A 24,354-nucleotide genomic window follows, 5' to 3' on the forward strand; every position below is an offset into this window, starting at 1 on the left:
GGCCAGAAAGACACCGACTTGCTCGGCGGGGCAGGACCTACGACGCCCTGAGATAATTAGTCGTGATCAAAGGCACTGAAGACAGTTGCTCCTACAGGCATCGCCAACTCCTCCTCGTGTTGACCGCCTGACATCATCTCCCTCGCCTTATAGGGCATCTCCTACAGGCCCTCGTAGCAAATCCCCCTTCAAGATTAAGAAAATTTCACCAATCAAAAGGTGCTTTTCCTACGCATTTTTTCGCTTTTTTTGTCTATTGAATGGCAAGGTTCAGGCAAAACCACGAAATCTCGCATACGCTGAGAGTCAATGGATGATGTCCGCATGCCAGCGTCCGTCTCCGCTGCCACGTCAACCCGTGTCAAAGGCCGTTTTTTCAGCGCTGAAACAGATGACTTTGGACATGCGCCAGTAAATACGGGCATTTGCGCTACAAAACAGGCAGAATTGGCACCGCCGTCAAGCCGATGACGCAAATCTCGGTGACAGGGAAATGACAAGGGAATTTAATTAACCGTAGCAACGTCATACTGATGGACGCATTTGGATGCAGTCGGCAACAATCACCACGTAAAGGCAAACGCCAGCCTCTTGGTAGAGGCATTTCAAGAGGCCATCAAGGAAAAGATTATGTTGATACTCACCCGCAAAGTAGGCGAAAGCATAAACATTGGTGACGAGATCACCGTCACGATTCTTGGCGTTCAAGGTCTTCAGGTACGCCTGGGAATCAATGCCCCGAAAAATGTTTCCGTGCATCGGGAAGAAATCTACAAGCGGATCCAGGCGGAACTCGCCCCTCAGCAAGACCCACAATGAATTTATAGCGTCACACGGCTTTTCGATGCCGACCTGCCACTTGCCCGTGGCGGGTCGCGGCCAGACGGCATCCAGTGGATGCCGTTTTTTTTCGCCCGCCGAACGACGTCAGGTCTGTTGCATGTGCTGCATGATGCCGTCCTTGATACGCAGGCGCTTCTCCTTGAGCCTGTTCAACTGCTCGTCGCTGACACTGCCTGCCGCTCCAGCCTCGGCTTTAAGGACTCCGGCATCAATTTCGTCGTAGTCGACCAACAGCTGATTGAGTTTCTTGTCAGCCTTGCTGCGCTCTGCAACCTGTTCCCGGGTAAATCCCAAGTCCTTGAATAAATCGTGCTTGACCGGCATAGCTGGGCACCTCTCATAGGGACGTTGATAACGCTCTAAGCCTAGCAGCTGTAACTGCCGCAAAACCTGCCCGCGATCAATGCCCCTCGCGCAGGCGGCGGGCCTCGTAGGAGCGCAGCTGCAAACAGACAAAATCCAGTACGCTCAAGGCCGTTGCAGGCAGGCCCGGGGCAGCACGACGCGCGATCAGATCGCCCAGCACATGCTCAACCTCGATGGGCGCACCGCGTTCGATATCGCGCAGCATCGACGCCGTCATTTTCGAGCCGGGTGTCGTCAGCATCGTCAGAAAACGCTGACGCACTTCAGGTCGCAGGGCATGCCCGGCCGCATCGGCAATGCCGGCACATTCGTTGAGCAGGCGGATAACCGTAGCCTCGCCTCCCGCCGCCAGGACATCGCCGATACTGGCACGCATGGATCCGGTAATACCCGCGCCGGTGGCGATGAAACACCACTTCTCCCACATTTCCTGAACGATACGCAGGCTCAGGCTGGCATCGAAACCAGCGTCGGCCAGGGCCTCGGCCACTCGCAGGATGCGTGGAGTCGTGGCGCCATCCAGCTCGCCGAAGGACAACTGATTGGTATCGTTAAGGTGCAGGATTGCCCCGGACGCATCACGATCAAGAGAAATCAGGCACTGGCCACCCAGCACGTTGCTGCGGTCGAAGCGCTCGCTCAGGCGTTCGATATGCCCCATGCCGTTAAGCAATGGCAGAATCAGGGTCTCGGGACCGACCGCCGCTGCGAACGACTCCATGGCCGCGTCCAGATCATAAGATTTGCAGCTGAGCACAATCAGGTCATAGACGCCGCCCAGCATTTCAGTCAGCACATGGGGCGGTGACGGGTAGAGGATGTTGCCCAGTGGGCTGCGCACGACCAGCCCGTCGCGGTCGAGCTCTTCGGCACGCCCGGCGCGCACCAGAAAAGTCACATCACGCCCCGCCTCCAGCAGCCGCCCACCAAAATAGCCGCCAATGGCCCCCGCACCCACAATCAGAATTCGCATTGCATCGCCCTCCAGTCAGTCCATAACGTTGCAGACTCAGGCCGAGCATAGTCAAAGCCCGGCACGCCAATAGAATGACGGCCATCATTGAAAATAAACCGCCCGCTGTCGAGAACAAAAAAATCCCGGACAGCCAAAGGCTGCCGGGAAAAGGCAAGCAAGCCCTGGAGGGGAATCAGGCCTTGATGCCAGCGAAGCCGGGGAACAGGAACGGCAGGCCGTTTTCCAGGCGTTCGACCAGATTGGGCGCGGCCACATCGATCTCTCTGGACTTGTAACGCAGGCGCTCAAGCACCGCCTCGATCACCGCACGACTGGCATCGTGGTGGAACTGCCAGACGCCGTAGATACGGCCATCGAACGATGCTTCGCTACCCAACGACGGATCCACTCCCAGACCGGCCCCCAGGCCGAACAGATGAAGGCCGTGCAGACGCAGGCCGTGCTCATCAATCGGGCAGCCACCGGGATCAGAATCCAGCCCGCCCTTCGCCTCGCGCAGGCTGATCATGGATCCATCGCGGCGCATCAAGACCGGCAGGCGCGGTTGATAGCCGGTGCATTGCACCACCATGCAGGAATCAGCCAAGGCCTGTTGCACCGCCTCCCGGTCCTCGCGAGTCGACAGCAGGCGCACGCTTACCCCGGTATTGCCGACCCGCCCGCGTTCCACCGCCGCGCGCCCCACATCCCGGGCGCGATAACGCAGACCGCCGGAGCGGTTTATCCGCCCCGTCACCGGGCAGACATCCTGCTGCGGGTTGAACACGTAGCCCGACTGCCGTGCCTCTTCGGCGCTTTCATAGAACAGGCGGATGGGCGATCGATGCACCAGATTGAGGGTCTTGAGCCCGGCAAATTCCAGGGCATCAGCGAGGTTCTCAAGCATCGAGAATGCACTGTGAGAGCCGCCGACCAACGTAATGCCCTTGTCACTGGCCAGGGCGTCGGCGAACTGCTGGCGCAGTTGCACCGAATTCATCCGTAACAGCCGGTCGGCACTGTGGATGCTTGCCGAGGGCGGAACATACAAGCCCTGATCGGCCAGACCGTCGAGCAAATATTGCGAGTCCTGGCGGCCACCGAGATTAAGCACCAGAGTACGGCTGCGAATGCAGTGAAGATGCCCCTCGTGCTCGACCCAGACCTCGTAACCCTCGCTGTCGGCCACCACTTGGGTAATGGTGCTGCTGTGCCACAGCTTGACCCCGTAGTGATTGACGATATGTTCGAAAAACAGGCTCGAAGCCTCAGTCAGCAACTGACCAATATCGGGTAGCGGCAATGCGCTTTGTGCCTGATAGCGGACGCGCCAGTAAGCCAGCGCGCCCTCCAATGGTTCGAAAATCTCTCGCAATGCCGGGTGGCGCAGGCAGTCGAGAAAGACATCGCCCACTGAGTTGGCGGTGATCCGGTAATCCCCAAGGCAACCCGCGCCAGGCGTCGGGCTGCTGTCAACAATGATCAGGCCATCGCGCGCCAGTGCCGCCAATGTCCCGCTTTTCAGGGCATTGAACAGCAACCCCATACCCGCTGGCCCTGCGCCGCCGACCACGCAGCCACACTCGATTCCCATGGATTCTGTAAACATGATGAAACTCCCTAATTTTGGATCGACAAACGGAGACCGTCCGACGTCAATCTGGAAAGTCCATCAAGCAGGAAACGCACAAGTGCAATGAAAAGCAGGCAAGGCCAGCCACCGGCAACGCTACCGCCCGGCGTGAACATGGAGTTATGGAGGTGAAACGAAGGTGATGAAACGCTGGGGCAGATACAGGCTCACCGATGACGCGGATGGCGTCGCCCCCACTGCTGCGGGAAGCCGGACAGAAAGTAGTCAAGCAAAAAACTAAAACAGATAATTTCAAAAAGTCGGGAAAGTGTCAAATTTATGCATGACACCTAATTATCTAATTCAGATTTAATAAATACATGTTTTAAAAAGAAAAATAATTTTGACGCCAGACGAAGAACAATCGACCCGGGAATTATATTTTTTTATATCGAATCTGCCAGAGGTGCGAACAATCTTGTGGGAGATCCCCGCCGTCATCCACGCCGCGCTATCGCGCAGCAAACATTAACCGGGGCAGGGAGAAAATCTTGTGGGAGCGAATTCATTCGCGAAGAGGCCGCTATATTCGACGGATCTTCATCGCCTGGCATACCGATTTCGCGAATGAATTCGCTCCCACAATGCACTCCCTCAGAGCACCGTTGATTCAGGAGATTGTGCGCAAAGCCTACGCCACCAACTGCAATTGCCCCGCATCAGCAATTGCCTGTGGCGTCTGCTGTTGAATAAACCGCGCCGCATCAGCCATATCCCGGCCCAATGGACGGTCATCGGCGTAGCGCGCAATCTCCTCGCGCAGGCGCAGATACAAGGCGCTAGTGCGGGGTGCTGCGGGGAGTTCTGAGTCCAGCAGGTCATAGCTCTGGCAGGCCGCGAGCAGTTCGATGGCGAGGATCATCTGCAGATTCTCGGCGATCGTCTGGGCCTTGAGCACGGCCGGGGTGGCGTGGCACAGGGTGTCTTCCTGCAGGCCCGAGGTAATGCCACCATCGAGGCTGGCAGGCGCCGCCAGACGACGGTTCTGCGCCACCAGGGAAACCGCCGTGTACTGCGCGATCATGAACCCCGACTCCACACCACTGGCCCCTGCCAGGAAGGCCGGCAGGTTATTGACCAGCGGATTGACCATACGATCAAGCCGGCGCTCAGAAATCGACGCCAGTTCGGCCAGGGCAATCCCTAGCTGATCCATCGCCAGGCCCATGGCCGCGCCGACCGCGTGGGCCTCGGAGTAGATCTGCGGATCGTCGGCAGTACCGCAGATCATCGGGTTGTCGGTGACGCAGGTCAGCTCGCGCTCGACCACCGCCGCCACCTGCTCATGACTGTCACGTACCGCGCCGTGGACATGGGGAATGCTGCGCAGGCTCAAGGCATCCTGGGTCTGCCGCCCACTGGCGGCGGCGAGAATGGCCGAGCCGTCGAGCCAGGCGGTCAGGTCATGGGCGACCTTGAGCAAGCCCTTGGAGGGGCGCAACGCCATGGGCACCGGATCGAAGGCGCGCAACTGGCAGCGCTGGGTTTCGAAGCTCATGGCCGAGATCGCATCGGCCCAGTCCATCAGCCGCTCGGCCTGATCCAGCAACAGGCAGGCCATGCCGGTAACACAAGGCGTGCCATTGACCAGACACAGCCCTTCCTTGGCCTCCAGCACCAGTGGCGTCAGCCCCAGTCGCTGCAGGGCCGCTGCCGCCGACAGGCACTCGCCGTCGAGCAGGCACTCACCGTGACCAATCAGCGCCAGGCTGATATGAGCCATATGACTCAGATAACCCACCGATCCCTGCCCCGGCACCACGGGCGTGCAACCGCTGTTGAGCAGCGTGACCAGGCGCTCCACCACCACCAGGCGCAGGCCGGAATAGCCATGGGCGAAATTGTTGATCGCAGCCGCCATCACCGCCCGGGTCTGGGCCACGCTCAGGGGTTGACCAACGCCCACCGCATGACTCATCAGAATATTGTGCGACAACGCGCTTTGCAGGGCGGGCGGCACCACGGTATTGGCCAGGGCGCCGACCCCGGTATTGACGCCATAGGCGCGGATATTTTTCTCCACCACCGAACGGACGATGGCATGGGCAGCCTCGATGCGCTCCCGGGCCGCCGGAGCCAATTCCAGCACGGCCTGGGCGCTGGCAATACTGACGACCTGGGCCCGTGAAAGCGAGTGTTCGAGGATGACGCGATTCATTGCCGGAACTCCTGAAGGTGAAGTGCGCCGATCCATGCGCTCAGAAGCATAGGTCGACAGATGCGATTACGTTAAGCTGCGGCGACACTTGCGTAAACGCGGTAATTTCTCATGCGATCCATGATCGAAACGCATACATTGGATAATCCCGACTTCCCCCGTCGGCGCCTGCCCCTGTTGGCCCTGGAAGTGTTCGCCAGCGCCGCCCGCTGCGGCACGTTCAGCCGTGCTGCCAAGGAGCTGTTCGTCACCCAGAGCGCGGTCAGTCGGCAGATCCAGCAACTGGAAGAACATCTGGGCGTGATCCTGTTTATCCGCCACAAGACCGGGCTGCGCCTGACCCCGGAAGCGGAAGCCTTGCTGCCGGTGGTAGATGAAGCCTTCGGCCGCGTGGTCCAGGCCTGCAACAGCCTGCGCAGTGCCGGCCAGGTACTGACCCTGCGCATGCCACCGACCATCGCCACCCGCTGGTTTTTGCCGCTGCTGCCGGACTGGCGCAGCGTGATGCCGGATGTCGACGTGCGGGTAACCACCTATGACTCCTGGGAGCCGCACTTCGAAGACACCGACGTCGATGCCGCCATTATTCAAGGCCGTGGTGACTGGAAAAACCTCGAAGCCATCGCCCTGATGCCCGAGCGCCTGACCCCGGTGTGCTCGCCGGAAATCGCCCGCCGCCTGCATCACCCCGAAGACCTCAGGAGCCTGGCGCTGTTGCACTGCATTCCCCTGCACGGCTGGAGCCGCTGGCTGGAAAGCGCCGGGGTCAAGGGTATCGCCGCCCATCGCGGGCAACGCTTCGATACCCTGGAACTGGCCCTGTCTGCGGCGACCCGCGGCCAGGGCGTTGCCCTCGGTGATATCAACCTGATCCGCGAAAGCCTCAATGACGGCGTACTGGTGGCGCCGTTCGACATCGAACTGAGTCAAGGCATGGCGTATTACCTGGTCTACCCGCCGCAACGGGCGCAGTTGCCGAAAATCCGCGCGCTGCGCGAATGGCTGACCGGCGCACTGGAACCGACCGTTCGTAGCGATGGATCGAACTAAAGCGACAGCCATTGCCTCCATGTTCCGTAACCCGTGAAAAAACCGGTAAATGGAAACCGAGGCAATCCAAATGAATGTAGAAAAAGATGCCCGCAGTGGCATCGCCGAAATCGATTATTCGCGCGACACCCTGTTCGGGCCGATCCCCATGCAGGCCACTTGCCGGGTCAGGCTGGTCAATGTCGAGCGCGATGGCGAAGAGTTACGCGAGTTGACCATTGTTGGCGACCTGCCTGATGGCCTGGGCAAGTCCATGGTCATTCGCGTTGCACTGGAGGGGAAGATTGAAGCAGGGCCTATCGAACGACAGGATTCGTTAAATGACGCCGAGCCGCATGAGTTCAGGATATTGTTCAAAAACGAACGCAAACGCTCAATGCATTGAGTTGTTCCATTATCGTTTTGAAACAATTACACATAGTTTCGGGCGACGGCCAAGTTGTCCGATAACTGTTGTTTAATCGTTATGTTTAATTAGAAGCGCGCACGAACAAAAACGAATAACCGCGACCTCTCTCGTCAACGACTTGAGAAGCGGCGGTTATGTAGTCAGCAAGGGCTCAACGGCGTGCGTTGGCCCGCAAGGCGCTGTGTTGGGTATGGGCCAGATCATAGCGCAGCTCCGCTACCAGTTCAGAGATATCCCGGCTGGTATTGAGCCTGTCGAGGGAAATGCCAGTGACCAGCAATTCACCCTGATCGCCTTGCGGATCAAGGATTTGCACGGTCATCGAGTTGTCTGCAGCGATATTGCAGGTACAGCGTAAAGGCAGAAAAGCCTGCTCGATGATACTGCGCAGTTCGAGCGGGGAAAGTCGATAAGCAATCATTGCCATGTTCTCCAGAAATCCTGTGTAGCTGCCATGCACAACTCGCCAGCCTGTGACTAAACCTTTTTATAGCAAAGACGAATGGGCATAAATTATTCGTCAAATAAATACCGCCGAAGAATCGGCCAGTTAACGAACTAATAAACTTATACCCTAGGCCCTGACAACTCGCAACTTCCGCAAAAAAAGAATAACGCCCATAACTAAAGAGCGGGGTTCAAAAAAACCGGCAGAATCGATTCATCGCGCGGTTAATCCACAATAACAGTGGAAAAACTCGCAGTTTCAGGCAGAAAAACAACTCGCCGCACAGGCCTGCGACCAGACGTCACACCCTGTGCGGCGATCAGCGTATGAGCTGTTTTCCTGACAGAACGGTCAGCGTCTAGACGGCTTCCGGACGCTTGAGACGCAAATGAATCAGCGCCACCCGCGCACCGCGCTTGTCGCGCTTCTCTTCCACGGCAAATGGCTTGAAGCCCAGACGCGGATAAAACAGCAGGCCTGGCACATTGTGGTTGTAGCAGGATGCGGTCAGTTCCTTAGCTTCGTGCTTGTCGAACGCCAGGTCAGTCATGCAGCCGATCAGGTAACCGCCCACGCCCTTGCCGCGCGCTTCCGGGGCGATGATCACGTTGCCCAGGGAACAACGGCCACGAAAATGCGCCAGGGAAAAGTTGGCATAACCGACTACTTCGCCATTGAGCTCGACCACGGTGGAGTCGGAGCGCTCCTCCAGGGCATCATTCAATTGCACTGCCGTGAGCGGCCACGTCGCCCGGGGGAACATATAAAACAGCTCATCAGCGTTCTGCGGCAAGGCACATACAGCGGGGATGTCTTTTTCTTCCAGGGGACGGTGCAGGAACATGGGGCAGGATCCTCGTAAGTAAGCCTACACACTATATGCGAAGCCACCGATCCCGTATTGCCTACTGTCAAAATAATCTCGTTGTGCCCATGACTCCCGGCAAGTCATTGAGTGGACAGGGTCTGCTGCAGATATTCCGTCAACTTGCGTGCCGGTTCCGATAACAGGCGACTGGCCGATATCAGCGCCAGTTCGCTGGGCGGCACTGCGGCAAAACCTTCGTCAGGACGCAACAGTCGATGGCTCGGCAGCACCGCCGAAGTGGGCAGCAGGGCGATGCCCAGATTGGCCGAGACCGCCGCCTGAATGCCCACCAGGCTCTGGCTGGCAAAGGCCACGCGCCAGGTGCGCCCCGCCGCCTCCAGGGCGTGGATGATGCGGTTGCGGTAGATGCAGCCCTGGGGAAAGACCGCCAGTGGCACCGGGTCGGCGATCGTCTGCATGCCTGACCCAGCGACCCAGCTCAGTTGCTCGGGCCAACTGGCCAGAGACGGCGCCTGCCCGGCTTCGGGCCTGACGTCGCGCTTGACCAGGGCCAGATCGATATCCCGCGCCTCAAGTTGCGCGTGCAGGTCGACACTCAGGCCATTGAGGGTGTCCAGGCGCACCTGGGGGTACTGCCGGGCAAAGCCGGCCAGCAGGCCCATCAGCCGCTGGACGTCGAAATCCTCGGGCACTCCCAGCTTGACCACGCCACTGGCCTGCCCGCTCTGCATGACGTTATGGGCCTCCATGGCCAGGCCTACCAAACGCCGGGCGTAACCGATCAGGCGTTCGCCATCTTCGGTGAGCTGGATATGTTTACTGGCCCGCTGGCGCAGCAACAGCGGGCGATCGAGCTGTTCTTCCAGCTTGCGAATCTGCTGGCTGACCGTGGACTGGGTGCGGTTGACCCGCTCACCACCCTTGGTAAAGCCGCCCGCGTCGACCACGCTGACAAAAGTCTTCAACAGCTCGAGATCGAACATAACATTCACCAATCGAATTATTTATCGATCATAATTTAATTTTACGATTATTCATATCCTGCCTAGATTGATCCTGTACCCATTCACAGGACAACGACATGACCCCCTCCACCCGCCCGCTCTGGCTGACCTTCGACTGCTACGGCACCCTGATCCAGTGGGACGAAGGCCTGCTCGCCCAGGTCCGCGCCCTGCTTGCCCGCAAACAGCGCAGCGAACTGGACCCCGACGCCTTCATCCAGGTCTATGACGAACACGAGCACCGCCTCGAGCAGACGCCGCCGCACCGCTCCTTCGCCGAGATTTCCCGGCTGTCGATGCAACTGACCCTCGAAGGCCTCGAGCTGCCCTATGAACCCCGCGATGCCGACGAACTGACCGGGTATATCAGCCAGATGCAGCCCTTCCCGGAAGTGCTCGCCACCCTCGCCTGGCTCAAGGCACAGGGCTTCATGCTGTGCATCGTCTCCAACACCGACGACGACATCATTGCCGGTAACGTGGCGCAGTTGGGCGGCTATGTGGACCGGGTTATCACCGCGCAACAGGCCGGGGCCTACAAACCCGATCACCGGCTGTTCGAGCACGCTCACCGTGAATTGGGCATCAGCCAGGACCAGGCCGTGCATATCTGCGCCAGCCCGCATCTTGACCTGACCGTGGCCCGCGACATGGGTTTTCGTTGCGTGTGGATCGACCGTGGCACCCGGCGCCAGCCGCTGCTCGATTACACCCCGGACGCAGTGCTGAGCGACCTGGGCAAAGTGCCTGACCTGCTGCGCGCCCAAGGCTGGATCGATGAGGAGCACGACCGCCATGGCGCATGATTGCGGGCTGCTGCGCAGTACCAGCCGTTACTCCGGTGATCTCGATACAGCGGCGATCCAGGCCGCCCGCGTCGACCTGGCCGCCAGCCTGCGCATGGCGGCGCGCCTGGGCTTGAGCGAGGGTATCTGCAATCACTTTTCCGCCGTGGTGCCGGGGCATCCCGAGCTGTTCCTGGTCAATCCCTACGGCCTGGCCTTTGAAGAGGTCACCGCTTCCAGCCTGCTGATCTGCGATATCCACGGGCAACTGGTCAGTGGCGACGGCAAGCCCGAAGCCACGGCCTTCTACATCCATGCCCGCCTGCACCGGCACCGGCCCACGGCAATGGCGGCATTCCATACCCATATGCCCAACGCCACGGCCCTGACCATGCTCAGTGGCGAACCGCTGCTCTGGGCCGGCCAGACCGCGCTGAAGTTCTATGGGCGCATAGCCGTGGACGAGCACTTCAACGGCCTGGCCCTGGACGAGTCCGAAGGCGACCGGATTGCCGCCGCCATGGGGCAGGCCGATATCCTGTTTCTGCAGAACCACGGTGTGATGGTGACGGCGCCGAGTATCGCCATGGCCTGGGACGACCTGTACTACCTGGAGCGTGCCGCCGAAGTGCAGCTCAAGGCCATGAGCAGCGGCAAGCCGCTGAAGCCGGTGTCACCGGAGATTGCCGAGCGCACGGCGCGGCAGATGCGTTACGGCGAAGCCGAGAGCGCGCAACTGCATCTGGAGAGTGTGAAGCGGATATTGGCCAGGACCGAGCCGGATTTTCGTAGCTGATATCCCCTTGCCGCTGAAATCTCTGGAAGCGAATTGTGGGAGCGAATTCATTCGCGAAGAGGCCAATACATCCAATGCATTTCTATCGACTGGAATGCCGCCTTCGCGGATGAATCCGCTCCCACAGGTTTTCCTTAAGCTCATTACCCATAAAAAAGGCCCCCGGGAGCATATCCACAGGGGCCAAGGGAATTGCTGAACAACTTAAAGGCTACGGCATCCCCAACCAGTTCGGCAGCGCCAGGGAAATCATCGGCACGTAGGTGACGAGGATCAGGAACGCCAGCAGGATGCACAGCCACGGCATCGCCGCGCGGATGGTCTGGCCCAGGGTCAGGCCGGTGACCGCCGAGGTCACGAACAGGTTCAGGCCCACCGGTGGGTGCACCAGGCCGATCTCCATGTTCACTACCATGACGATGCCCAGGTGGATCGGGTCAATGCCCAGCTTGGTGGCGATCGGGAAGAAGATCGGCGCCAGGATCAGCACGATGGCCGACGGCTCCATGAAACTGCCTGCCACCAGCAACACCACGTTGACCATGATCAGGAAGCCGATTGGCGTCAGGCCGCCGCTGATCACCCAACTGGTGATCTGTTGCGGGATCTGCTCGGTGGTCAGCACATGGGCAAAGAGCATGGCGTTGGCGATGATGAACATCAGCATGATCGACAGGCGCCCGGACTCGAGCAGCACTTTCGGGCAGTCACTGAGGCGCATGTCCTTGTACACGAACAGTGCGACAAAGGCCGAGTACACTGCCGCCACCGCCGCCGCTTCCGTCGGAGTGAACATGCCGCTGTAGATACCGCCGAGGATGATCACCAGCAGCAACAGGCCCCAGAACGCGCGGCGTGCCGTGGTCAGCCACTGACGGAAGGACACCCGTGGCTGGGCCGGCAGTTTCTTGATGCGGGCGACGATGTAGATCACCACCATCAGGATCACGCCCAGCAGCAGGCCCGGCACCACACCGGCAATGAACAGCTTGCCCACCGAGGTTTCGGTTGCGGCCGAATACACCACCATCACGATGGACGGCGGAATGAGGATGCCCAGGGTACCGGCGTTACAGATGATGCCCGCGCCGAACTCCTTCGGATAACCGGAGCGCACCATGCCTGCGACGGCAATCGAACCCACCGCCGCCACCGTGGCTGGCGATGAGCCGGACAACGCCGCAAACAGCATGCACGCCAGTACTGCGGCAATCGCCAGGCCGCCACGGATATGGCCGACACAGGCGTTGGCAAAATCGATCAGCCGTTGCGCCACGCCGCCCGTGGTCATGAAGGCCCCGGACAGCAGGAAGAACGGAATCGCCAGGAAGGTGTAGCTATCAGACGTTTCGAACAGCTTGATCGCCAGCGAACTCAGGGAGTCCTGGCTGAACAGCAGGATCGACATCGCCCCGGACAGGCCCAGCGAGATCGCAATGGGCACACCCAGGAACATGAAAACGAACAGCAACAGGAACAGACAGATGACCGTCATCAGTGATGCTCCTCACCAGGGTTGGCCAGTTTCGTGGCTTCGGCGGCCTCATCGGCCAGGCCCAGGCCGGTCTGCCGGTGGGTCCAGATGCGATAGAGAATTTCCAGGTAACGAATGAACACCAGAGCAAAGCCCAGGGGCACGATCACCGTGATATGGGCGACCTGGATGCCGAACTTATCCAGGTCCTCGGCACCGATATGGGCGACGAACAGCGCCGAGACCCACTTGTAGCTGGCCATCAGAATCAGCCCGGCATAGGCCATGCAGCACAAGCAGGCGAGGATCGCCAGCCAGCGTTGTACCGGCTTGCTGAAGCGCTTGACCAGGGCATCCACGCCCAGGTGGCCAGCGGTGCGCACGCCGTAGGAAATACCGAAGAAAATCAGCCAGCCGAAGATGGCCTTGGTCAGGGCGACGCTCCAGGTCATGCCTTGGGCGTAGCCCATGGTGTGGTCGCCGAGGTAAGCAAAGAAATCGCTGCTGAACGCCCACTTGTCGCTCAGGGTGTAGAACAGCGTGTAAATGTTATTGAGCGCCACATAGACAAATGTCACCAGCGTCATGGCAGCCAGCAGAAAGGCGATAAAGCCCTCCTCCAGATGCTCCCAGACTCGCTTCAGCGATTGCATAGAAAGTTCTCCGAACGTAGAGACAGTGGCCACCCGGGACCGGGCGGCCACACAGCATCAGGGCCTGTTACAGCGTTATCAGGCGGCTTACTGAGCCTTGTTCGAATCTTGTGCAGCCTTGATCAGGTCAGGGCCGATTTCAGCAGAGAATTGATCCACCACCGACTTGGTCGCTTCGCGCCACTTGGCCCGTTGCTCAGGCGTAAGGGTCACGACTTCGCTGGTCTTCGAGTCGATGATTTTCTGCTTGGCGGTCTGGTTCAGGGCTTCAGCCTGTTTGTTCACTTCCACGGTGACCTGGTCCATGATCTTCTGCAGCTCGCTACGCACATCCGCAGGCAGGCCGTTCCAGAAGGTGGAGTTGGTGATGACCATGTAGTCGATCAGGCCGTGGTTGGATTCAGTGAAGAACGGCTGAACCTCGTTGACCTTCTGGCTTTCATAGTTCGACCAGGTGTTCTCGGTGCCGTTGACGGTGCCGGTCTGCAGGCCCTGGTAAACCTCGGCGAAGCTCATCTTGCGCGGGTTGGCGTGCAAGGCCACGAACTGCGCTTCCAGCACGCTGGACGCTTGTACACGGAACTTCAGGCCACGGGCGTCTTTAGGCTCGACCATCTTTTTGTTGGCCGACAGTTGCTTCAAACCGTTGTGCCAGTAGGCCAGGCCGTGAATCCCCTTTTCGTCCATGGAACTGAGCAAGGCCTTACCCTGTGGGCCGTTCTGGAAACGGTCTACGGCTGCAAGGTCGTCAAACAGGAACGGCAGATCGAAGATCTGGGTTTTCTTGGTGTATTGCTCGAACTTGGCCAGGGACGGCGCCAACATCTGTACGTTGCCGGTCAGCAGCGCTTCCATTTCCTTGCCATCGCCGAACAGCGACGAGTTCGGATATACCTCGACCTTGACCTTGTCTTTCAGCGCGGGGTCCGCGGCGACCATTTTCTGGAACAGCAGCGCGCCCTGACCTTTCGGAGTGTTCTCCGCAACGACGTGGGCAAACTTGATGACGATCGGGTCGGCGTAGGCCATCCCGGCGAACGTTGTAAATGCAGCTGCGCAGAACAGCGCCTTGGTCAGCTTCAACATTGATTTCACCTTGTTATTGTTGTCAGCGATTCGGCCTCTGAGGGCCGTTGTTGAGAAGCGGGTGTAGCCTTTTGCTAGCTCTAACATGCCCAACCTGGAGCGTTTGTAGAATTAGCTTTTGTGTAACCCAGCGTTCGGCGGAGCTGAACGCCGTAAGATTTTTCCCGTTTGCACGCTGAATGTAGCACTCAAGCCAGTGCCAACAAGCGTTGTGCACGCAACAAAACCGGTGCATCAACCATTTGCCCATCCAGCTGGAAGGCTCCGGCACCGCTGGCAGCCGCGCTGGCGTCGACCACCCGCTGCGCCCAGGACAGCATCTCTGCCGTTGGCGCCAGGGCCTCATGGATGACAGACACCTGCTTGGGATGGATGCACAGCGCGCCACCAAAGCCCATGTCGTAGGCGTGACGCACCGAAGCGGCCAGGCCATCCGGATCGCCAATGGCCGGAAAGACGCCGTCCAGTGGTGGCAGCAGATTGGCGCTGCGCGAATGCAACTGCACGGCCATGCGCGACTGATCGAGGACGAACTGCGCCGCGGCGGTGCCGTTGTTCAGGTCCATGTCCAGGGCCAGGTCGAGGCCGCCGAAGGATAGACGTTCGACGCCTGGCGCATGGGCAATTTCGGCCAGAGCGAGCAGGCCCCTGGCACTTTCGACAATCGGCCAGATCGGCCTGCCGGTGGCGTGGACGGCGGCTACATGGGCCGCACTTTCCACCTTGGGCAGCAGCACCCCGACCACGCCCTGGTGGGCCTTGCAGAAGGCCAGGTCAGCAGCGTGTTCGGCGTGGTCAGGCGCATTGACCCGCACCCATACCAAGGCTTCGGGATTGGCCTGCAGGAAGGCCGCAAGATTGTCCCGGGCCTGGCGCTTGAGCGGCTCTTCGACGGCATCTTCGAAATCGACGATCACCGCGTCGGCACCGGCCGCCAACGCCTTGGCAAACCGCTCGGGCCGACTGCCCGGCACAAACAGCGCGCTGCGGACGATGGATGGAGACATGCTGGTTTTCCTCGTTTAATCGTTGAAATACCGCCCAGGTAGGAGCGTTTTCTTTAAGAGTAAATTCTGTGGTAGCAACCTCTATGGGAGAGCATTGTGGGAGCGAATTCATTCGCGAATAGGCCGGTACATCCAATAGGTATGCATCGCCTGGAATGCAGCTTTCGCGAATGAATTCGCTCCCACCGTTGGCTCCCACAATCTATCCCTTCACCCTTTTCATTCCGGTGCAACTCAAACCACCCCGGTCGTCGCCAACCGCGCCTGGTCTTCACTGGAGAAACCCAGCTCCGCCAGGATGCTCGCCGTGTGCTGCCCCAGTGCCGGGACGGCGTCCATGCGCGGGGTAAAGGCGGCGTTGCGTCCCGGTGGCAGCAGCGACGGCAACTTGCCCGCCGGGCTGTCCACTTCGCGCCAGCCATCCCGGGCCTTGAGCTGCGGATGGTTCCACACACCCTGCATATCGTTGACCCGCGCATTGGCGATCTGCGCGTCTTCAAGACGCGCGACCACTTCGTCCACGCTCAGGGCGGCAAAGCCGTCGACGATGATCTGGCGCAGCACTTCGCGGTTTTCCGAGCGCTTGAAGTTGGCGCTGAAACGCTCGTCCGTAGCCAGGGCCGGGTCGAGCAGGACCTTCTCGCAGAACAGCGCCCATTCACGTTCGTTCTGCAAGCCGAGCATCACCGTGTTGCCGCCGCCAGTGGGGAACGGCCCGTAGGGGTAGATGGTCGAGTGCGATGCGCCAGCCCGTGGCGGAGGCGGCGCGCCGTTGTAGGCGTAGTACATCGGGTAACCCATCCACTCGGCCAGGCTTTCCAGCATGCTCACGTCGATGCGGCTACCGACCCCGGTCTTGCCGCGCAGCAACAGCGCCGAGAGCACACCGGTATAGGCGTACATGCCCGCGGCGATATCGGCGATGGAGCAACCGGCCTTGGCCATTTCGTCTTCATCGGGGCCGCCGGTCACCGACAGAAAGCCGCCTTCGCTTTGAATCAGCAGGTCGTAGGCTTTCTTCTTTTCATAAGGCCCACCCTCACCGTAACCGGAGATATCGCAGACGATCAGTTTAGGGAAACGCTCATGCAGCGCCTCGAACGACAGGCCCATGCGTGCGGCGGCGCCGGGTGCGAGATTCTGCACCAGGACGTCGGCCTGGCCGAGCAGGGACTCGAGAATGCCACCTGCCTCGTCCTGTTTCAGGTCCAGGGTCAGGCTTTCCTTGGAGCGGTTGGTCCAGACAAAGTGCGAAGCCAGACCATCGACGCGCTGGTCGTAGCCACGGGCGAAATCGCCGCTGCCTGGGCGCTCGATCTTGATCACCCGCGCGCCCATATCCGCCAGCTGCCGCGTGCAGAACGGCGCGGCGATGGCATGCTCAAGGCTGACCACGGTGATGCCGTCCAGGGGACGGGGGTTGGTTTGAGTCATGTTTATTTACCTCGTATCGCCTTCCCGCCACGCTGCGGAGGCGAATTCGGTGGGAGCGAATTCATTCGCGAAAAATTCAACACATCAGATGCATTTGTGGGAGCTGGAATACCGCATTCGCGAATGAATTCGCTCCCACAGAACCCAGCCCCACAGAGTGCGTTGTTCTTTAGATCAAATCCGCCAGGCTGCGCGCATCGCGCAGCGACCAGACCCTGGCAATCAGCTCACGCCCCTGCTCAGCCGTACGCGCGCCGGAAAACGCCAGCAGACGCTGGAATTTGTCTTCCAGTTCAGGCCGCGACAGGGTGTTGCCCGGATCGCCTTTAGGCTCGTCGATGGCAGCGCTGAGTACGCGGCCATCGGTGGTGGTGACGATCACCCTACCCAGCCAGCGCGCCGGATAGGCGCCGTCGACTTCCTCGTCCAGCTCCATGCTGACCTTCTCGCGGAAGGCGGCAACCCGAGGATCGGTCAGGGCCAGGTCGCGGAATTCGATCAGTTGCGCGCTGCCATGCACGGCAATCAGGCCCAGCACGGCGCCCATGGAGAACTTGGCCTGGTGCACCGTGGTCGGCACGACAACGCGGCCCAGCACATCGATAGCACCTTGATGCACACGTGTGACGACCTTGGCGATCTGCTCATGGCCCAGGCTTTCCCGCTGCATCAGGTGCAGCAGCGCATCGGCGGCCGGGTGGGTGTGGCGGCACGAAGCGTGGAACTTGAACGAGGTTTCCGGCAATGCCCAGCGGCTGCCCAGACGATCCGACAGCTTGCCCGGGTCGGCGTCAGTGGACATGCCGGCTGCCATACCCTGATCACCTTCAAGAATATTGCGCGCACCGGTCAGGCCGTCTTCGGTCATATAGGCCGCGAGCAGGCCATCGGCGGCGGCCTTGGCGGTGTGCAGCTGCTTGGAGTCGGCGGCATCACGCAGGAACTCCCACAGGCCGGCGGCCTGGGTCCCGGCGTTGCCCAACAGGTTGGTGAACTGCTCGCGATTGAAGCCCAGCAGCTTGCCCACGGCCACAGCCGCAGCGAGGGTGCCGACGGTGGCGGTGGTGTGAAAGATCCGGTAATGGGAACGGCCCATGAACTCGCCGATGCGAATCCCGGCTTCGTAACCGGCCACCGAGGCCAGCAGCAGGTCCTTGCCGGACTTGCCCAGATCCTGAGCCGCCGCCAACACCGCCGAGAACACCACGGTGGCCGGGTGCAGCACGGAGCTGTTGTGCAGATCGTCCTGTTCGACCAGGTGCGACGAGGCGCCGTTGACGAAGGCGGCAAAGTACGCAGAAGTGCCACGACCATTGACCACGATCTTCGCCGCGCCTTCAGCCGGGCCCATGCGCCGGGCGTAACGCTCGAATAGCGGGATCGGGTGGGCGCCCTGGCTGGCCAGGGCCGAGCCCAGCCAGTCGAGGAACAGGTCTTCGGTGCGATCCAGCACGGGGCCGGGAATTTGCTCGTAAGTCAGGTCAGCGAGGAACGCGACCAGCGCTTGGGTATGGCTCATGTGCGTGTCCTCAGAAGCTGCGTGGCAGTTCGAGCAGATGCTCGGCGACGTAGGAAAGAATCAGGTTGGTAGAGATCGGCGCCACTTGGTACAGGCGGGTCTCGCGGAATTTGCGTTCGACGTCGTACTCACAGGCGAAGCCAAAACCGCCGTGGGTCTGCAGGCAGGCATTGGCCGCTTCCCAGGACGCCTTGGCCGCCAAGTACTTGGCCATGTTGGCGCTGGCACCGGCGTTCTTGCCGTTGTCGTATTCCTCACAGGCGCGCCAGCGCATCAGGTCGGCGGCCTCGATTTCGATATGGGCCTCGGCAATCGGGAACTGCACGCCCTGGTTCTGCCCGATCGGGCGGCCAAAGACCACGCGGTCGCGGGCATAGGCGGCGGACTTCTCGGTAAACCAGCGGCCGTCACCGATGCACTCCGCGGCGATCAGGGTACGTTCGGCATTCAGGCCGTCGAGGATGTAGCGGAAGCCTTTGCCTTCCTCGCCAATCAGGCTGTCGGCGGGCAGCTCCAGGTTGTCGAAGAACAGCTCGTTGGTCTCGTGGTTGACCATATTGGCGATGGGCTGCACGGTCAGGCCGTTGCCGATGGCCGCGCGCAGGTCGACGAGGAATATCGACATGCCTTCGGACTTCTTCTGCACTTCGGCCAGCGGCGTGGTGCGGGCCAACAGGATCATCAGGTCCGAGTGCTGGATGCGCGAGATCCACACCTTCTGCCCATTGATGATGTACTTGTCGCCCTGCTTGACCGCCGTGGTCTTGATCTTGGTGGTGTCGGTGCCGGTGGTCGGCTCGGTCACGCCCATGGACTGCAGGCGCAGTTCGCCGCTGGCCAGTTTCGGCAGGTAGTAGCGCTTCTGCTCTTCGCTGCCGTGACGCAGCAGGGTGAACATGTTGTACATCTGGCCGTGCACGGTGCCGGAGTTGCCGCCGCAGGCATTCACTTCTTCGAGGATCACCGAGGCTTCGGTCAGGCCCAGGCCCGAGCCGCCGTACTCTTCCGGAATCATCGCCGACAGCCAGCCGGCGTCGGTCATGGCCTTGACGAAGGCTTCCGGGAAACCTTTTTCTTCATCGATCTTGCGCCAGTAGGCGGCGTCGAACTCAGCGCAGAGGGCACGCACGCCTTCGCGGATGGCATTCAGGTCTTCGTTTTCGTACGGGTTCATCGTGTGTCCTCAGATACATCATGGCCTGCCATCACTGGGGCCATGGGGCGGTGTAGGTCGCTTTGCACAGGACTGTGGGACCGGCTTTAGCCGGGAAGGCGGCATTTGTTCCACTGACGCTTTCCCGGCTAAAGCCGGCCCCACAAATTCCCATCCAGATAAAAAAATTTGAGCCTTCTCGGTCTCAGTCGAACTGAACTTCTGCGCTCTGCGCCACACCCGCTTCATTACCGGCCCACAGCTGCGCCTTGCCCGCTTCCAGCACCTGGCCGCCGACCACGAAGGGCGTCGGCACGGTCAACGGACGCACGCCGCGATAGGCGAAATGACGGACCTTGGCCTGCGGATTGGCGCGAATGAAGGCACGCAGATTAAGGGTGGCAATCATCGGCCCGTGCACCACCAGCCCGGCGTAGCCCTCGACCTCAGTCACGTAGGGGTAGTCGTAATGAATGCGGTGGCCGTTGAAGGTCACGGCGGAGTATCGGAACAGCAGGGTCGGCGTCGGCTTGACGCTTTCGCTCCAGTCACCGGCAGGCGGGGCATCACCGCTGTTGAGCTTGGGAGGGTTGGGTTCGCGGTAGACGATGTCCTGCTCTTCACGCACGCAGAGTTCGCCGTTTTGCGAATAGTCGTGGCGCACCGTGACGAACAGCAGCGAACCGGTACGGCCGTGCTTTTCTTCGATATGCAGGATGGTCGACAGGCGGTGAGCATCGGCGCCGGCCTTGAGTGGCGCAATGAATTCGACGCGGCCACCGGCCCACATGCGATTGCGATTGTCGGCAGGAGGCAGGAAGCCGCCACGGGCCGGATGGCCGTCAGTGCCGAGCAGGGATTCGAACACCGGTTCCTGAAAGAAGCACCACTGCCACAGCGGCGGCAGCGCCTCGCCATCAGCCGGGACAGGCTCACCGAAGGTCGCGGCGATGCGCTTGACCAGGTTGTGGCTCAGGTGGTCCCAGGCCTCTTCGGTGCGTCCAATCCAGGCACTGTAATCCGTGGGCGAAGCTGTAGCGCTCATGCAGATAACCTCTTTGGCGGTTTTGTTATGAGGCCATCATGCTGGGGGTTTGGCATTCTGAGAATTTACATTTGTGTAATCCGGCGTTCATGTATGCTGAACGCGTCTAGCGCTCAACACTCCAAAAACAATGAGACCTCCGGCATGCATTTCGATCTGGCAGACCTGCGCCTGTTTATCCACATTGGCGAATCGCCGAGCCTGACCCAGGGCGCCCGCCGTGCGTTCCTTTCCCCCGCCGCCGCCAGTGCGCGGATCAAGGCCCTGGAAGGCCAGCTCGACACCCGCCTGTTGTACCGCGACAGCCGCGGCGTGGAACTGACCCCGGCCGGGCAGCAGTTGCTCAAGCATGCGCGGCTGATCATGCGCCAGGTCGATTACCTGAAAAGCGAGTTCACCCACTACGGCACCGACTCGGCCGGGCATATCCGCATCTTCGCCAACACCACGGCGGTCACCGAATTCCTCCCCGAAGTGCTGGCGGGCTTCCTGGCCAAACGCCCCGGCGTGACCGTTGACCTGCAGGAGCGCCTGTCCCGGGATATCGTCCGTGGCGTACTGGATGGCAGCACCGATATGGGCATCATCGCCGGGCCGGTCGAGGCCGCTGGCTTGCAAGTCATGCACTTCAGCACCGACCGCCTGGTGCTGACCGTGCCGACCGGCCATGAACTGGCGCAATTCGAGCAGGTCACCCTCAAGCAGACCCTGGCCTACCAGCATATCGGCCTGCACGAAGGCAGCACCCTGCTCAGCTTCCTGCGCGACCATGTCGACCGCATCGGCGAGCAACTGTCCCTGCGCATTCAGGTCTCCAGTTTCGAGGCGATTTGCCGCATGGTCGAAGCGGGCGTGGGCATCGGCATCATTCCCGAATCGGCAGCGATCCGGCACAGCCGCACCATGGAACTGGTGACCATCCAGCTCGACGAAAGCTGGGCAGTGCGCGAACGCAGCATTCTCGTGCGCGAACTCGATGCGCTGCCGGGGACGGTCAGGGCGTTGATTGCGACGTTGATGCCACAGGACAGCAGCCCAGCCGAATTGCAATGAGGCCTGTCCCACAAATGGCGTTTATCCGGAGATTACAAAGCCCGCTGGAAAATCTGGCAGACTGCACCGCATCTGTCTGTCCCGCTGCGCGGAAGTCTCGCCCATGCCCACTGTCTTTTTCTCACGCCTGAAAACCCGCTGGCTGCGCTGGACCTGCCTGGCCCTGCTCATCGTCGGCCTGCCCGTGGGCTGCGTGGCCTTGCAGCATGAGGAACGCAAACTGGTGTTCGGCATCGAACCCGGCGATGCCAGCTGGTACAGCGGCCTGCCCAAGGGCGTGCAGGAGTTCGAACTCAAGGCCTCGGACTTCGGCACCCAGCAGAACATTCACGCCTGGTGGTGGCCGTCGACGCGCCAGGACGCCCCGGCCATCCTCTACCTGCATGGCGCGCGCTGGAACCTCACCGGCCAGTTGTTTCGCATCGAGCAACTGCGTGCCCTGGGCTTTTCGGTATTGGCCATCGACTATCGCGGCTTTGGTCAGAGCAAGGGGCCGCTGCCGTCGGAAAGCAGCGTCTACAAAGATGCCCGGGTGGCCTGGGAGCGCCTGAAAACCCTGCAACCGGACCCGCGTCGGCGCCTGATATACGGGCATTCCCTGGGCGGCGCAGTGGCCGTGGACCTGGCCGCCGAACTGGGCCGCGATGCCCAACGGGCTCACGAACCGGTGCAGGCACGAGGGCTGATTATCGAATCGACCTTCACGACGTTAGCCGAAGTCGCCACCGCCGTTGCCAGCAAGAAAACCTCGCTGCCGGTGCGCTGGTTGCTGTCGCAGAAGTTCGACAGCGTCGACAAGATCGCCGATATCCATATGCCGGTGCTGATCGTCCACGGTACTGGCGATCAATACGTGCCGTCGCGTTTCAGCAAGGCCCTGTACGAAGCCGCGCGGGAGCCGAAAAGCCTGCTGCTGGTACCCGGCGCGACCCATAACAACAGCATGAACCTCGGCCGTCAGGCTTACAGCCAGGCCATTCGTACCCTGCTCGACCCACCGGCGCGTACCGCCACCCAGCAGACGGCAGATCAGGCGACGGCGGGCTAAGGGTTATTCGGCGGGGATCTGGCGGGCGGCGAAGGGGCGACTGTTAATCACTACCTTGCCCGGATGGCTGTCGGCGACCACTTGTTTATTCAGCTGCGCCAACATTGCCTGGGGCTCTTCGATGGGCAACTGCGCCAGGCGTTGCGCGGGCAGGTTCCACCATTGGCTGGCCAATAATCCGTCGATCACCTCTGGGTCGAAGCGATAACGCACGACTTTGGCGGGTGAGCCAACGGCGATGGCATAGGGCGGGATGTCCTTGTTGACCAGGGACTGCGCGCCGATCACCGCGCCGGTGCCGATGGTCACGCCTTCGAGAATCAACACATCCATGCCGATCCACACATCATGGCCGATCACCGTCTGCTGGACGCCATCATGATGCGGGGCAATCCCGCCCAGTTTCTGCCGCAGGCTGACCAGGCCGCTGTGAGACGTCAGCCAACTCAACGGGTGGGACTTGCGGTCCTGGCCGATGATTACGTCCTTGGCGATGGAGCAGTAGCGGCCGATGCTGGCAACGTCATGCAACTCGGTGCCACTGACAATATCGGTGTAGGCGCCGATGCTCAGCTTGCGCGACATGATCTTGACCTGATGCAACTTGACCCCGTACTCCAGCGTCAGCTCGGTATCGCGGCGCAGGCCCTTGATCCCGCTGTCCAGGCGGCACTGATTCAGCGCGAGCGCTTTTTTCAGCTTGCGATCCAGCAGCGCTCGCTTGAGGAAATTCATTGGCAGATTCCACAGAGATTGACGACGCGGTAGCAGGCGCCACGCCGTCCTACATAAGATCAGGAATCATCTCACAATGATGGCAAATACCAAAAAGGCAAAACCGGGTGGTCATCCGGCTGCATGAGTTGGAATAAGACAGGTGGGAGCGGATTTATCCGCGAAGGCGCCTTATCAAGCGATACACGTGTGTCGGATGTACTGGCCCCTTCGCGGATAAATCCGCTCCCACATGGCCACTGATGAATAATAAAATCGCAGGGCATTTCTCTTTCTTCTGAGTGAAATTTCCGAGAAAATCCCAAGCGCTTGCACCTGCCTATTGAGGTGTCTAGGCTGCGTCGGTCGCTGTATTCAGCGACCGGGTGTGGAAGCCCAGACCTCTCAGAAAGCAGACGTCTCTCGATTTTTGCCGACCCTCGTTGTTGTCAATTTGAGCTATGGCGGCTGTGCGTTGGGCGCCTTGAGGCGCGCCGGGCCTCTGAGACCGGTCTTCCACACCTGCGCACGGTTGCCACCCATTCATGTGGAAGTGATAGGTGGCCGCTTTATCAAACGCTCAGAGATTGCCAACTATGTTCAAAGCAACACCCAATCCCCCTGCCCCACTACACACCCTCTTCGCCAACGCCGACCAGCGCATTCGCCTGGCCCGCAATCTTCTGGAATGTCTGGAAGGTGCCGACGCCTGCGACAAACCCCACCTGACCCATGCTGCGCGGCTGCTACTGGATGACGGGTGTGAGGTGATGGCGGCGATGGAGAAGCAGGTTTCAGACAGGGCTGACAGCGTCATCACCTGATTTGGAATGAGGTTTTCATTGTGGGACCGGCTTTAGCCGGGAATATGCCTTCCCGGCTAAAGCCGGTC

24 protein-coding genes are annotated in these 24,354 nt (G+C 60.5%); 8 read left to right on the forward strand and 16 right to left on the reverse strand.

The features are described from left to right. Positions 1-630 precede the first annotated feature (630 nt). Positions 631-819: a carbon storage regulator CsrA gene (gene csrA, locus M2401_RS19830; RefSeq protein WP_259105756.1), complete on the forward strand. Its 189-nt coding sequence runs from the start codon at positions 631-633 to the stop codon at positions 817-819. 108 nt (positions 820-927) lie between these two features. On the opposite strand, the gene M2401_RS19835 is transcribed toward csrA, so the two are convergent. From M2401_RS19835 to hutH, 4 genes are all read right to left on the reverse strand, one after another. Beyond that, positions 928-1,167, reverse strand: coding sequence for a DUF465 domain-containing protein (locus M2401_RS19835; protein WP_259105336.1), 240 nt, complete (start codon positions 1,165-1,167; stop codon positions 928-930). A 76-nt stretch (positions 1,168-1,243) separates the two neighbouring features. Next, positions 1,244-2,182: a ketopantoate reductase family protein gene (locus M2401_RS19840; protein ID WP_259105337.1), complete on the reverse strand. Its 939-nt coding sequence runs from the start codon at positions 2,180-2,182 to the stop codon at positions 1,244-1,246. Positions 2,183-2,357: 175 nt separating this feature from the next. Beyond that, a complete protein-coding gene (locus M2401_RS19845) occupies positions 2,358-3,773 on the reverse strand; it encodes a pyridine nucleotide-disulfide oxidoreductase (protein WP_259105338.1) in 1,416 nt (471 codons plus the stop codon). A gap of 655 nt (positions 3,774-4,428) precedes the next feature. Beyond that, on the reverse strand, positions 4,429-5,955 hold the full coding sequence (gene hutH / locus M2401_RS19850; protein WP_259105339.1) for a histidine ammonia-lyase: 1,527 nt from the start codon (positions 5,953-5,955) through the stop codon (positions 4,429-4,431). Between the two features lie 120 nt (positions 5,956-6,075). Between hutH and M2401_RS19855 the strand changes: the two genes are divergently transcribed. Both M2401_RS19855 and M2401_RS19860 read left to right on the forward strand, forming a co-directional pair. Next, entirely contained in the window at positions 6,076-7,005 is a 930-nt protein-coding gene (locus M2401_RS19855) for a LysR substrate-binding domain-containing protein (protein ID WP_259105341.1), read from the forward strand. 49 nt (positions 7,006-7,054) lie between these two features. After that, positions 7,055-7,390, forward strand: a complete 336-nt coding sequence (locus M2401_RS19860; protein ID WP_259105342.1) for a hypothetical protein — start codon at positions 7,055-7,057, stop codon at positions 7,388-7,390. Between the two features lie 175 nt (positions 7,391-7,565). Here M2401_RS19860 and M2401_RS19865 read toward each other — a convergent pair whose 3' ends face one another. The 3 genes from M2401_RS19865 to M2401_RS19875 all read right to left on the reverse strand — a co-directional run bounded on the left by M2401_RS19865 (position 7,566) and on the right by M2401_RS19875 (position 9,674). Further along, positions 7,566-7,835 carry a DUF1652 domain-containing protein gene (locus tag M2401_RS19865; protein WP_259105343.1) on the reverse strand — a complete coding sequence of 90 codons (270 nt, stop codon included), beginning with the start codon at positions 7,833-7,835 and terminating at the stop codon, positions 7,566-7,568. Between the two features lie 385 nt (positions 7,836-8,220). After that, positions 8,221-8,706: a GNAT family N-acetyltransferase gene (locus M2401_RS19870; protein ID WP_259105345.1), complete on the reverse strand. Its 486-nt coding sequence runs from the start codon at positions 8,704-8,706 to the stop codon at positions 8,221-8,223. Positions 8,707-8,810: 104 nt separating this feature from the next. After that, positions 8,811-9,674: a LysR family transcriptional regulator gene (locus tag M2401_RS19875; protein ID WP_259105346.1), complete on the reverse strand. Its 864-nt coding sequence runs from the start codon at positions 9,672-9,674 to the stop codon at positions 8,811-8,813. Between the two features lie 98 nt (positions 9,675-9,772). Between M2401_RS19875 and M2401_RS19880 the strand changes: the two genes are divergently transcribed. Further along, complete coding sequence (locus M2401_RS19880; RefSeq protein WP_259105348.1) at positions 9,773-10,501, forward strand: HAD family hydrolase; 729 nt, start codon at positions 9,773-9,775, stop codon at positions 10,499-10,501. Further along, positions 10,491-11,276 (forward strand): aldolase, encoded by a 786-nt coding sequence (locus tag M2401_RS19885; protein ID WP_259105350.1) that lies wholly within the window; start codon positions 10,491-10,493, stop codon positions 11,274-11,276. Before M2401_RS19880 ends, M2401_RS19885 begins: the two co-directional genes overlap by 11 nt. A 211-nt stretch (positions 11,277-11,487) precedes the next feature. Here the strand turns inward: M2401_RS19885 and dctM are convergent, their stop codons facing one another. From dctM to M2401_RS19925, 8 genes are all read right to left on the reverse strand, one after another. Beyond that, positions 11,488-12,771 carry a C4-dicarboxylate TRAP transporter large permease protein DctM gene (gene dctM, locus M2401_RS19890; protein WP_259105351.1) on the reverse strand — a complete coding sequence of 428 codons (1,284 nt, stop codon included), beginning with the start codon at positions 12,769-12,771 and terminating at the stop codon, positions 11,488-11,490. After that, positions 12,771-13,403: a TRAP transporter small permease gene (locus tag M2401_RS19895; RefSeq protein WP_259105353.1), complete on the reverse strand. Its 633-nt coding sequence runs from the start codon at positions 13,401-13,403 to the stop codon at positions 12,771-12,773. The genes dctM and M2401_RS19895 overlap by 1 nt, the downstream gene beginning before the upstream one ends. Positions 13,404-13,490: 87 nt before the next feature. After that, positions 13,491-14,489 (reverse strand): TRAP transporter substrate-binding protein, encoded by a 999-nt coding sequence (locus tag M2401_RS19900; RefSeq protein ID WP_259105354.1) that lies wholly within the window; start codon positions 14,487-14,489, stop codon positions 13,491-13,493. A 188-nt stretch (positions 14,490-14,677) separates the two neighbouring features. Next, positions 14,678-15,496, reverse strand: coding sequence for a CoA ester lyase (locus M2401_RS19905; protein ID WP_259105355.1), 819 nt, complete (start codon positions 15,494-15,496; stop codon positions 14,678-14,680). A gap of 234 nt (positions 15,497-15,730) precedes the next feature. Further along, positions 15,731-16,930, reverse strand: coding sequence for a CaiB/BaiF CoA-transferase family protein (locus M2401_RS19910; RefSeq protein ID WP_259105356.1), 1,200 nt, complete (start codon positions 16,928-16,930; stop codon positions 15,731-15,733). A 169-nt stretch (positions 16,931-17,099) separates the two neighbouring features. Further along, positions 17,100-18,449 carry an MmgE/PrpD family protein gene (locus M2401_RS19915; RefSeq protein ID WP_259105357.1) on the reverse strand — a complete coding sequence of 450 codons (1,350 nt, stop codon included), beginning with the start codon at positions 18,447-18,449 and terminating at the stop codon, positions 17,100-17,102. Positions 18,450-18,459: 10 nt separating this feature from the next. Then, a complete protein-coding gene (locus tag M2401_RS19920; protein ID WP_259105358.1) occupies positions 18,460-19,623 on the reverse strand; it encodes an acyl-CoA dehydrogenase family protein in 1,164 nt (387 codons plus the stop codon). 184 nt (positions 19,624-19,807) lie between these two features. Further along, on the reverse strand, positions 19,808-20,647 hold the full coding sequence (locus M2401_RS19925) for a MaoC family dehydratase N-terminal domain-containing protein (protein ID WP_259105359.1): 840 nt from the start codon (positions 20,645-20,647) through the stop codon (positions 19,808-19,810). A gap of 144 nt (positions 20,648-20,791) precedes the next feature. Between M2401_RS19925 and M2401_RS19930 the strand changes: the two genes are divergently transcribed. Together M2401_RS19930 and M2401_RS19935 are read left to right on the forward strand one after the other, a co-directional pair. Further along, on the forward strand, positions 20,792-21,700 hold the full coding sequence (locus tag M2401_RS19930; RefSeq protein ID WP_259105360.1) for a LysR family transcriptional regulator: 909 nt from the start codon (positions 20,792-20,794) through the stop codon (positions 21,698-21,700). A 103-nt stretch (positions 21,701-21,803) separates the two neighbouring features. After that, on the forward strand, positions 21,804-22,748 hold the full coding sequence (locus M2401_RS19935; protein WP_259105361.1) for an alpha/beta hydrolase: 945 nt from the start codon (positions 21,804-21,806) through the stop codon (positions 22,746-22,748). Between the two features lie 3 nt (positions 22,749-22,751). Here M2401_RS19935 and M2401_RS19940 read toward each other — a convergent pair whose 3' ends face one another. Then, entirely contained in the window at positions 22,752-23,483 is a 732-nt protein-coding gene (locus tag M2401_RS19940) for a CatB-related O-acetyltransferase (protein ID WP_259105362.1), read from the reverse strand. A gap of 575 nt (positions 23,484-24,058) precedes the next feature. Between M2401_RS19940 and M2401_RS19945 the strand changes: the two genes are divergently transcribed. Continuing rightward, on the forward strand, positions 24,059-24,286 hold the full coding sequence (locus M2401_RS19945) for a hypothetical protein (RefSeq protein ID WP_259105363.1): 228 nt from the start codon (positions 24,059-24,061) through the stop codon (positions 24,284-24,286). Positions 24,287-24,354 lie beyond the last annotated feature (68 nt).

It is taken from the genome of Pseudomonas sp. JUb42 (assembly GCF_024807945.1).
In the GTDB taxonomy this organism is placed as follows: domain Bacteria; phylum Pseudomonadota; class Gammaproteobacteria; order Pseudomonadales; family Pseudomonadaceae; genus Aquipseudomonas.

What these genes read in the sequence shown, in the direction of transcription:
- csrA (WP_259105756.1), top strand. Translation starts at nt 631, where the DNA reads ATGTTGATACTCACCCGCAAAGTAGGCGAAAGCATAAACATTGGTGAC.
- M2401_RS19835 (WP_259105336.1), bottom strand. Translation starts at nt 1,167, where the DNA reads ATGCCGGTCAAGCACGATTTATTCAAGGACTTGGGATTTACCCGGGAA.
- M2401_RS19840 (WP_259105337.1), bottom strand. Translation starts at nt 2,182, where the DNA reads ATGCGAATTCTGATTGTGGGTGCGGGGGCCATTGGCGGCTATTTTGGT.
- M2401_RS19845 (WP_259105338.1), bottom strand. Translation starts at nt 3,773, where the DNA reads ATGTTTACAGAATCCATGGGAATCGAGTGTGGCTGCGTGGTCGGCGGC.
- hutH (WP_259105339.1), bottom strand. Translation starts at nt 5,955, where the DNA reads ATGAATCGCGTCATCCTCGAACACTCGCTTTCACGGGCCCAGGTCGTC.
- M2401_RS19855 (WP_259105341.1), top strand. Translation starts at nt 6,076, where the DNA reads ATGATCGAAACGCATACATTGGATAATCCCGACTTCCCCCGTCGGCGC.
- M2401_RS19860 (WP_259105342.1), top strand. Translation starts at nt 7,055, where the DNA reads ATGGAAACCGAGGCAATCCAAATGAATGTAGAAAAAGATGCCCGCAGT.
- M2401_RS19865 (WP_259105343.1), bottom strand. Translation starts at nt 7,835, where the DNA reads ATGATTGCTTATCGACTTTCCCCGCTCGAACTGCGCAGTATCATCGAG.
- M2401_RS19870 (WP_259105345.1), bottom strand. Translation starts at nt 8,706, where the DNA reads ATGTTCCTGCACCGTCCCCTGGAAGAAAAAGACATCCCCGCTGTATGT.
- M2401_RS19875 (WP_259105346.1), bottom strand. Translation starts at nt 9,674, where the DNA reads ATGTTCGATCTCGAGCTGTTGAAGACTTTTGTCAGCGTGGTCGACGCG.
- M2401_RS19880 (WP_259105348.1), top strand. Translation starts at nt 9,773, where the DNA reads ATGACCCCCTCCACCCGCCCGCTCTGGCTGACCTTCGACTGCTACGGC.
- M2401_RS19885 (WP_259105350.1), top strand. Translation starts at nt 10,491, where the DNA reads ATGGCGCATGATTGCGGGCTGCTGCGCAGTACCAGCCGTTACTCCGGT.
- dctM (WP_259105351.1), bottom strand. Translation starts at nt 12,771, where the DNA reads ATGACGGTCATCTGTCTGTTCCTGTTGCTGTTCGTTTTCATGTTCCTG.
- M2401_RS19895 (WP_259105353.1), bottom strand. Translation starts at nt 13,403, where the DNA reads ATGCAATCGCTGAAGCGAGTCTGGGAGCATCTGGAGGAGGGCTTTATC.
- M2401_RS19900 (WP_259105354.1), bottom strand. Translation starts at nt 14,489, where the DNA reads ATGTTGAAGCTGACCAAGGCGCTGTTCTGCGCAGCTGCATTTACAACG.
- M2401_RS19905 (WP_259105355.1), bottom strand. Translation starts at nt 15,496, where the DNA reads ATGTCTCCATCCATCGTCCGCAGCGCGCTGTTTGTGCCGGGCAGTCGG.
- M2401_RS19910 (WP_259105356.1), bottom strand. Translation starts at nt 16,930, where the DNA reads ATGACTCAAACCAACCCCCGTCCCCTGGACGGCATCACCGTGGTCAGC.
- M2401_RS19915 (WP_259105357.1), bottom strand. Translation starts at nt 18,449, where the DNA reads ATGAGCCATACCCAAGCGCTGGTCGCGTTCCTCGCTGACCTGACTTAC.
- M2401_RS19920 (WP_259105358.1), bottom strand. Translation starts at nt 19,623, where the DNA reads ATGAACCCGTACGAAAACGAAGACCTGAATGCCATCCGCGAAGGCGTG.
- M2401_RS19925 (WP_259105359.1), bottom strand. Translation starts at nt 20,647, where the DNA reads ATGAGCGCTACAGCTTCGCCCACGGATTACAGTGCCTGGATTGGACGC.
- M2401_RS19930 (WP_259105360.1), top strand. Translation starts at nt 20,792, where the DNA reads ATGCATTTCGATCTGGCAGACCTGCGCCTGTTTATCCACATTGGCGAA.
- M2401_RS19935 (WP_259105361.1), top strand. Translation starts at nt 21,804, where the DNA reads ATGCCCACTGTCTTTTTCTCACGCCTGAAAACCCGCTGGCTGCGCTGG.
- M2401_RS19940 (WP_259105362.1), bottom strand. Translation starts at nt 23,483, where the DNA reads ATGAATTTCCTCAAGCGAGCGCTGCTGGATCGCAAGCTGAAAAAAGCG.
- M2401_RS19945 (WP_259105363.1), top strand. Translation starts at nt 24,059, where the DNA reads ATGTTCAAAGCAACACCCAATCCCCCTGCCCCACTACACACCCTCTTC.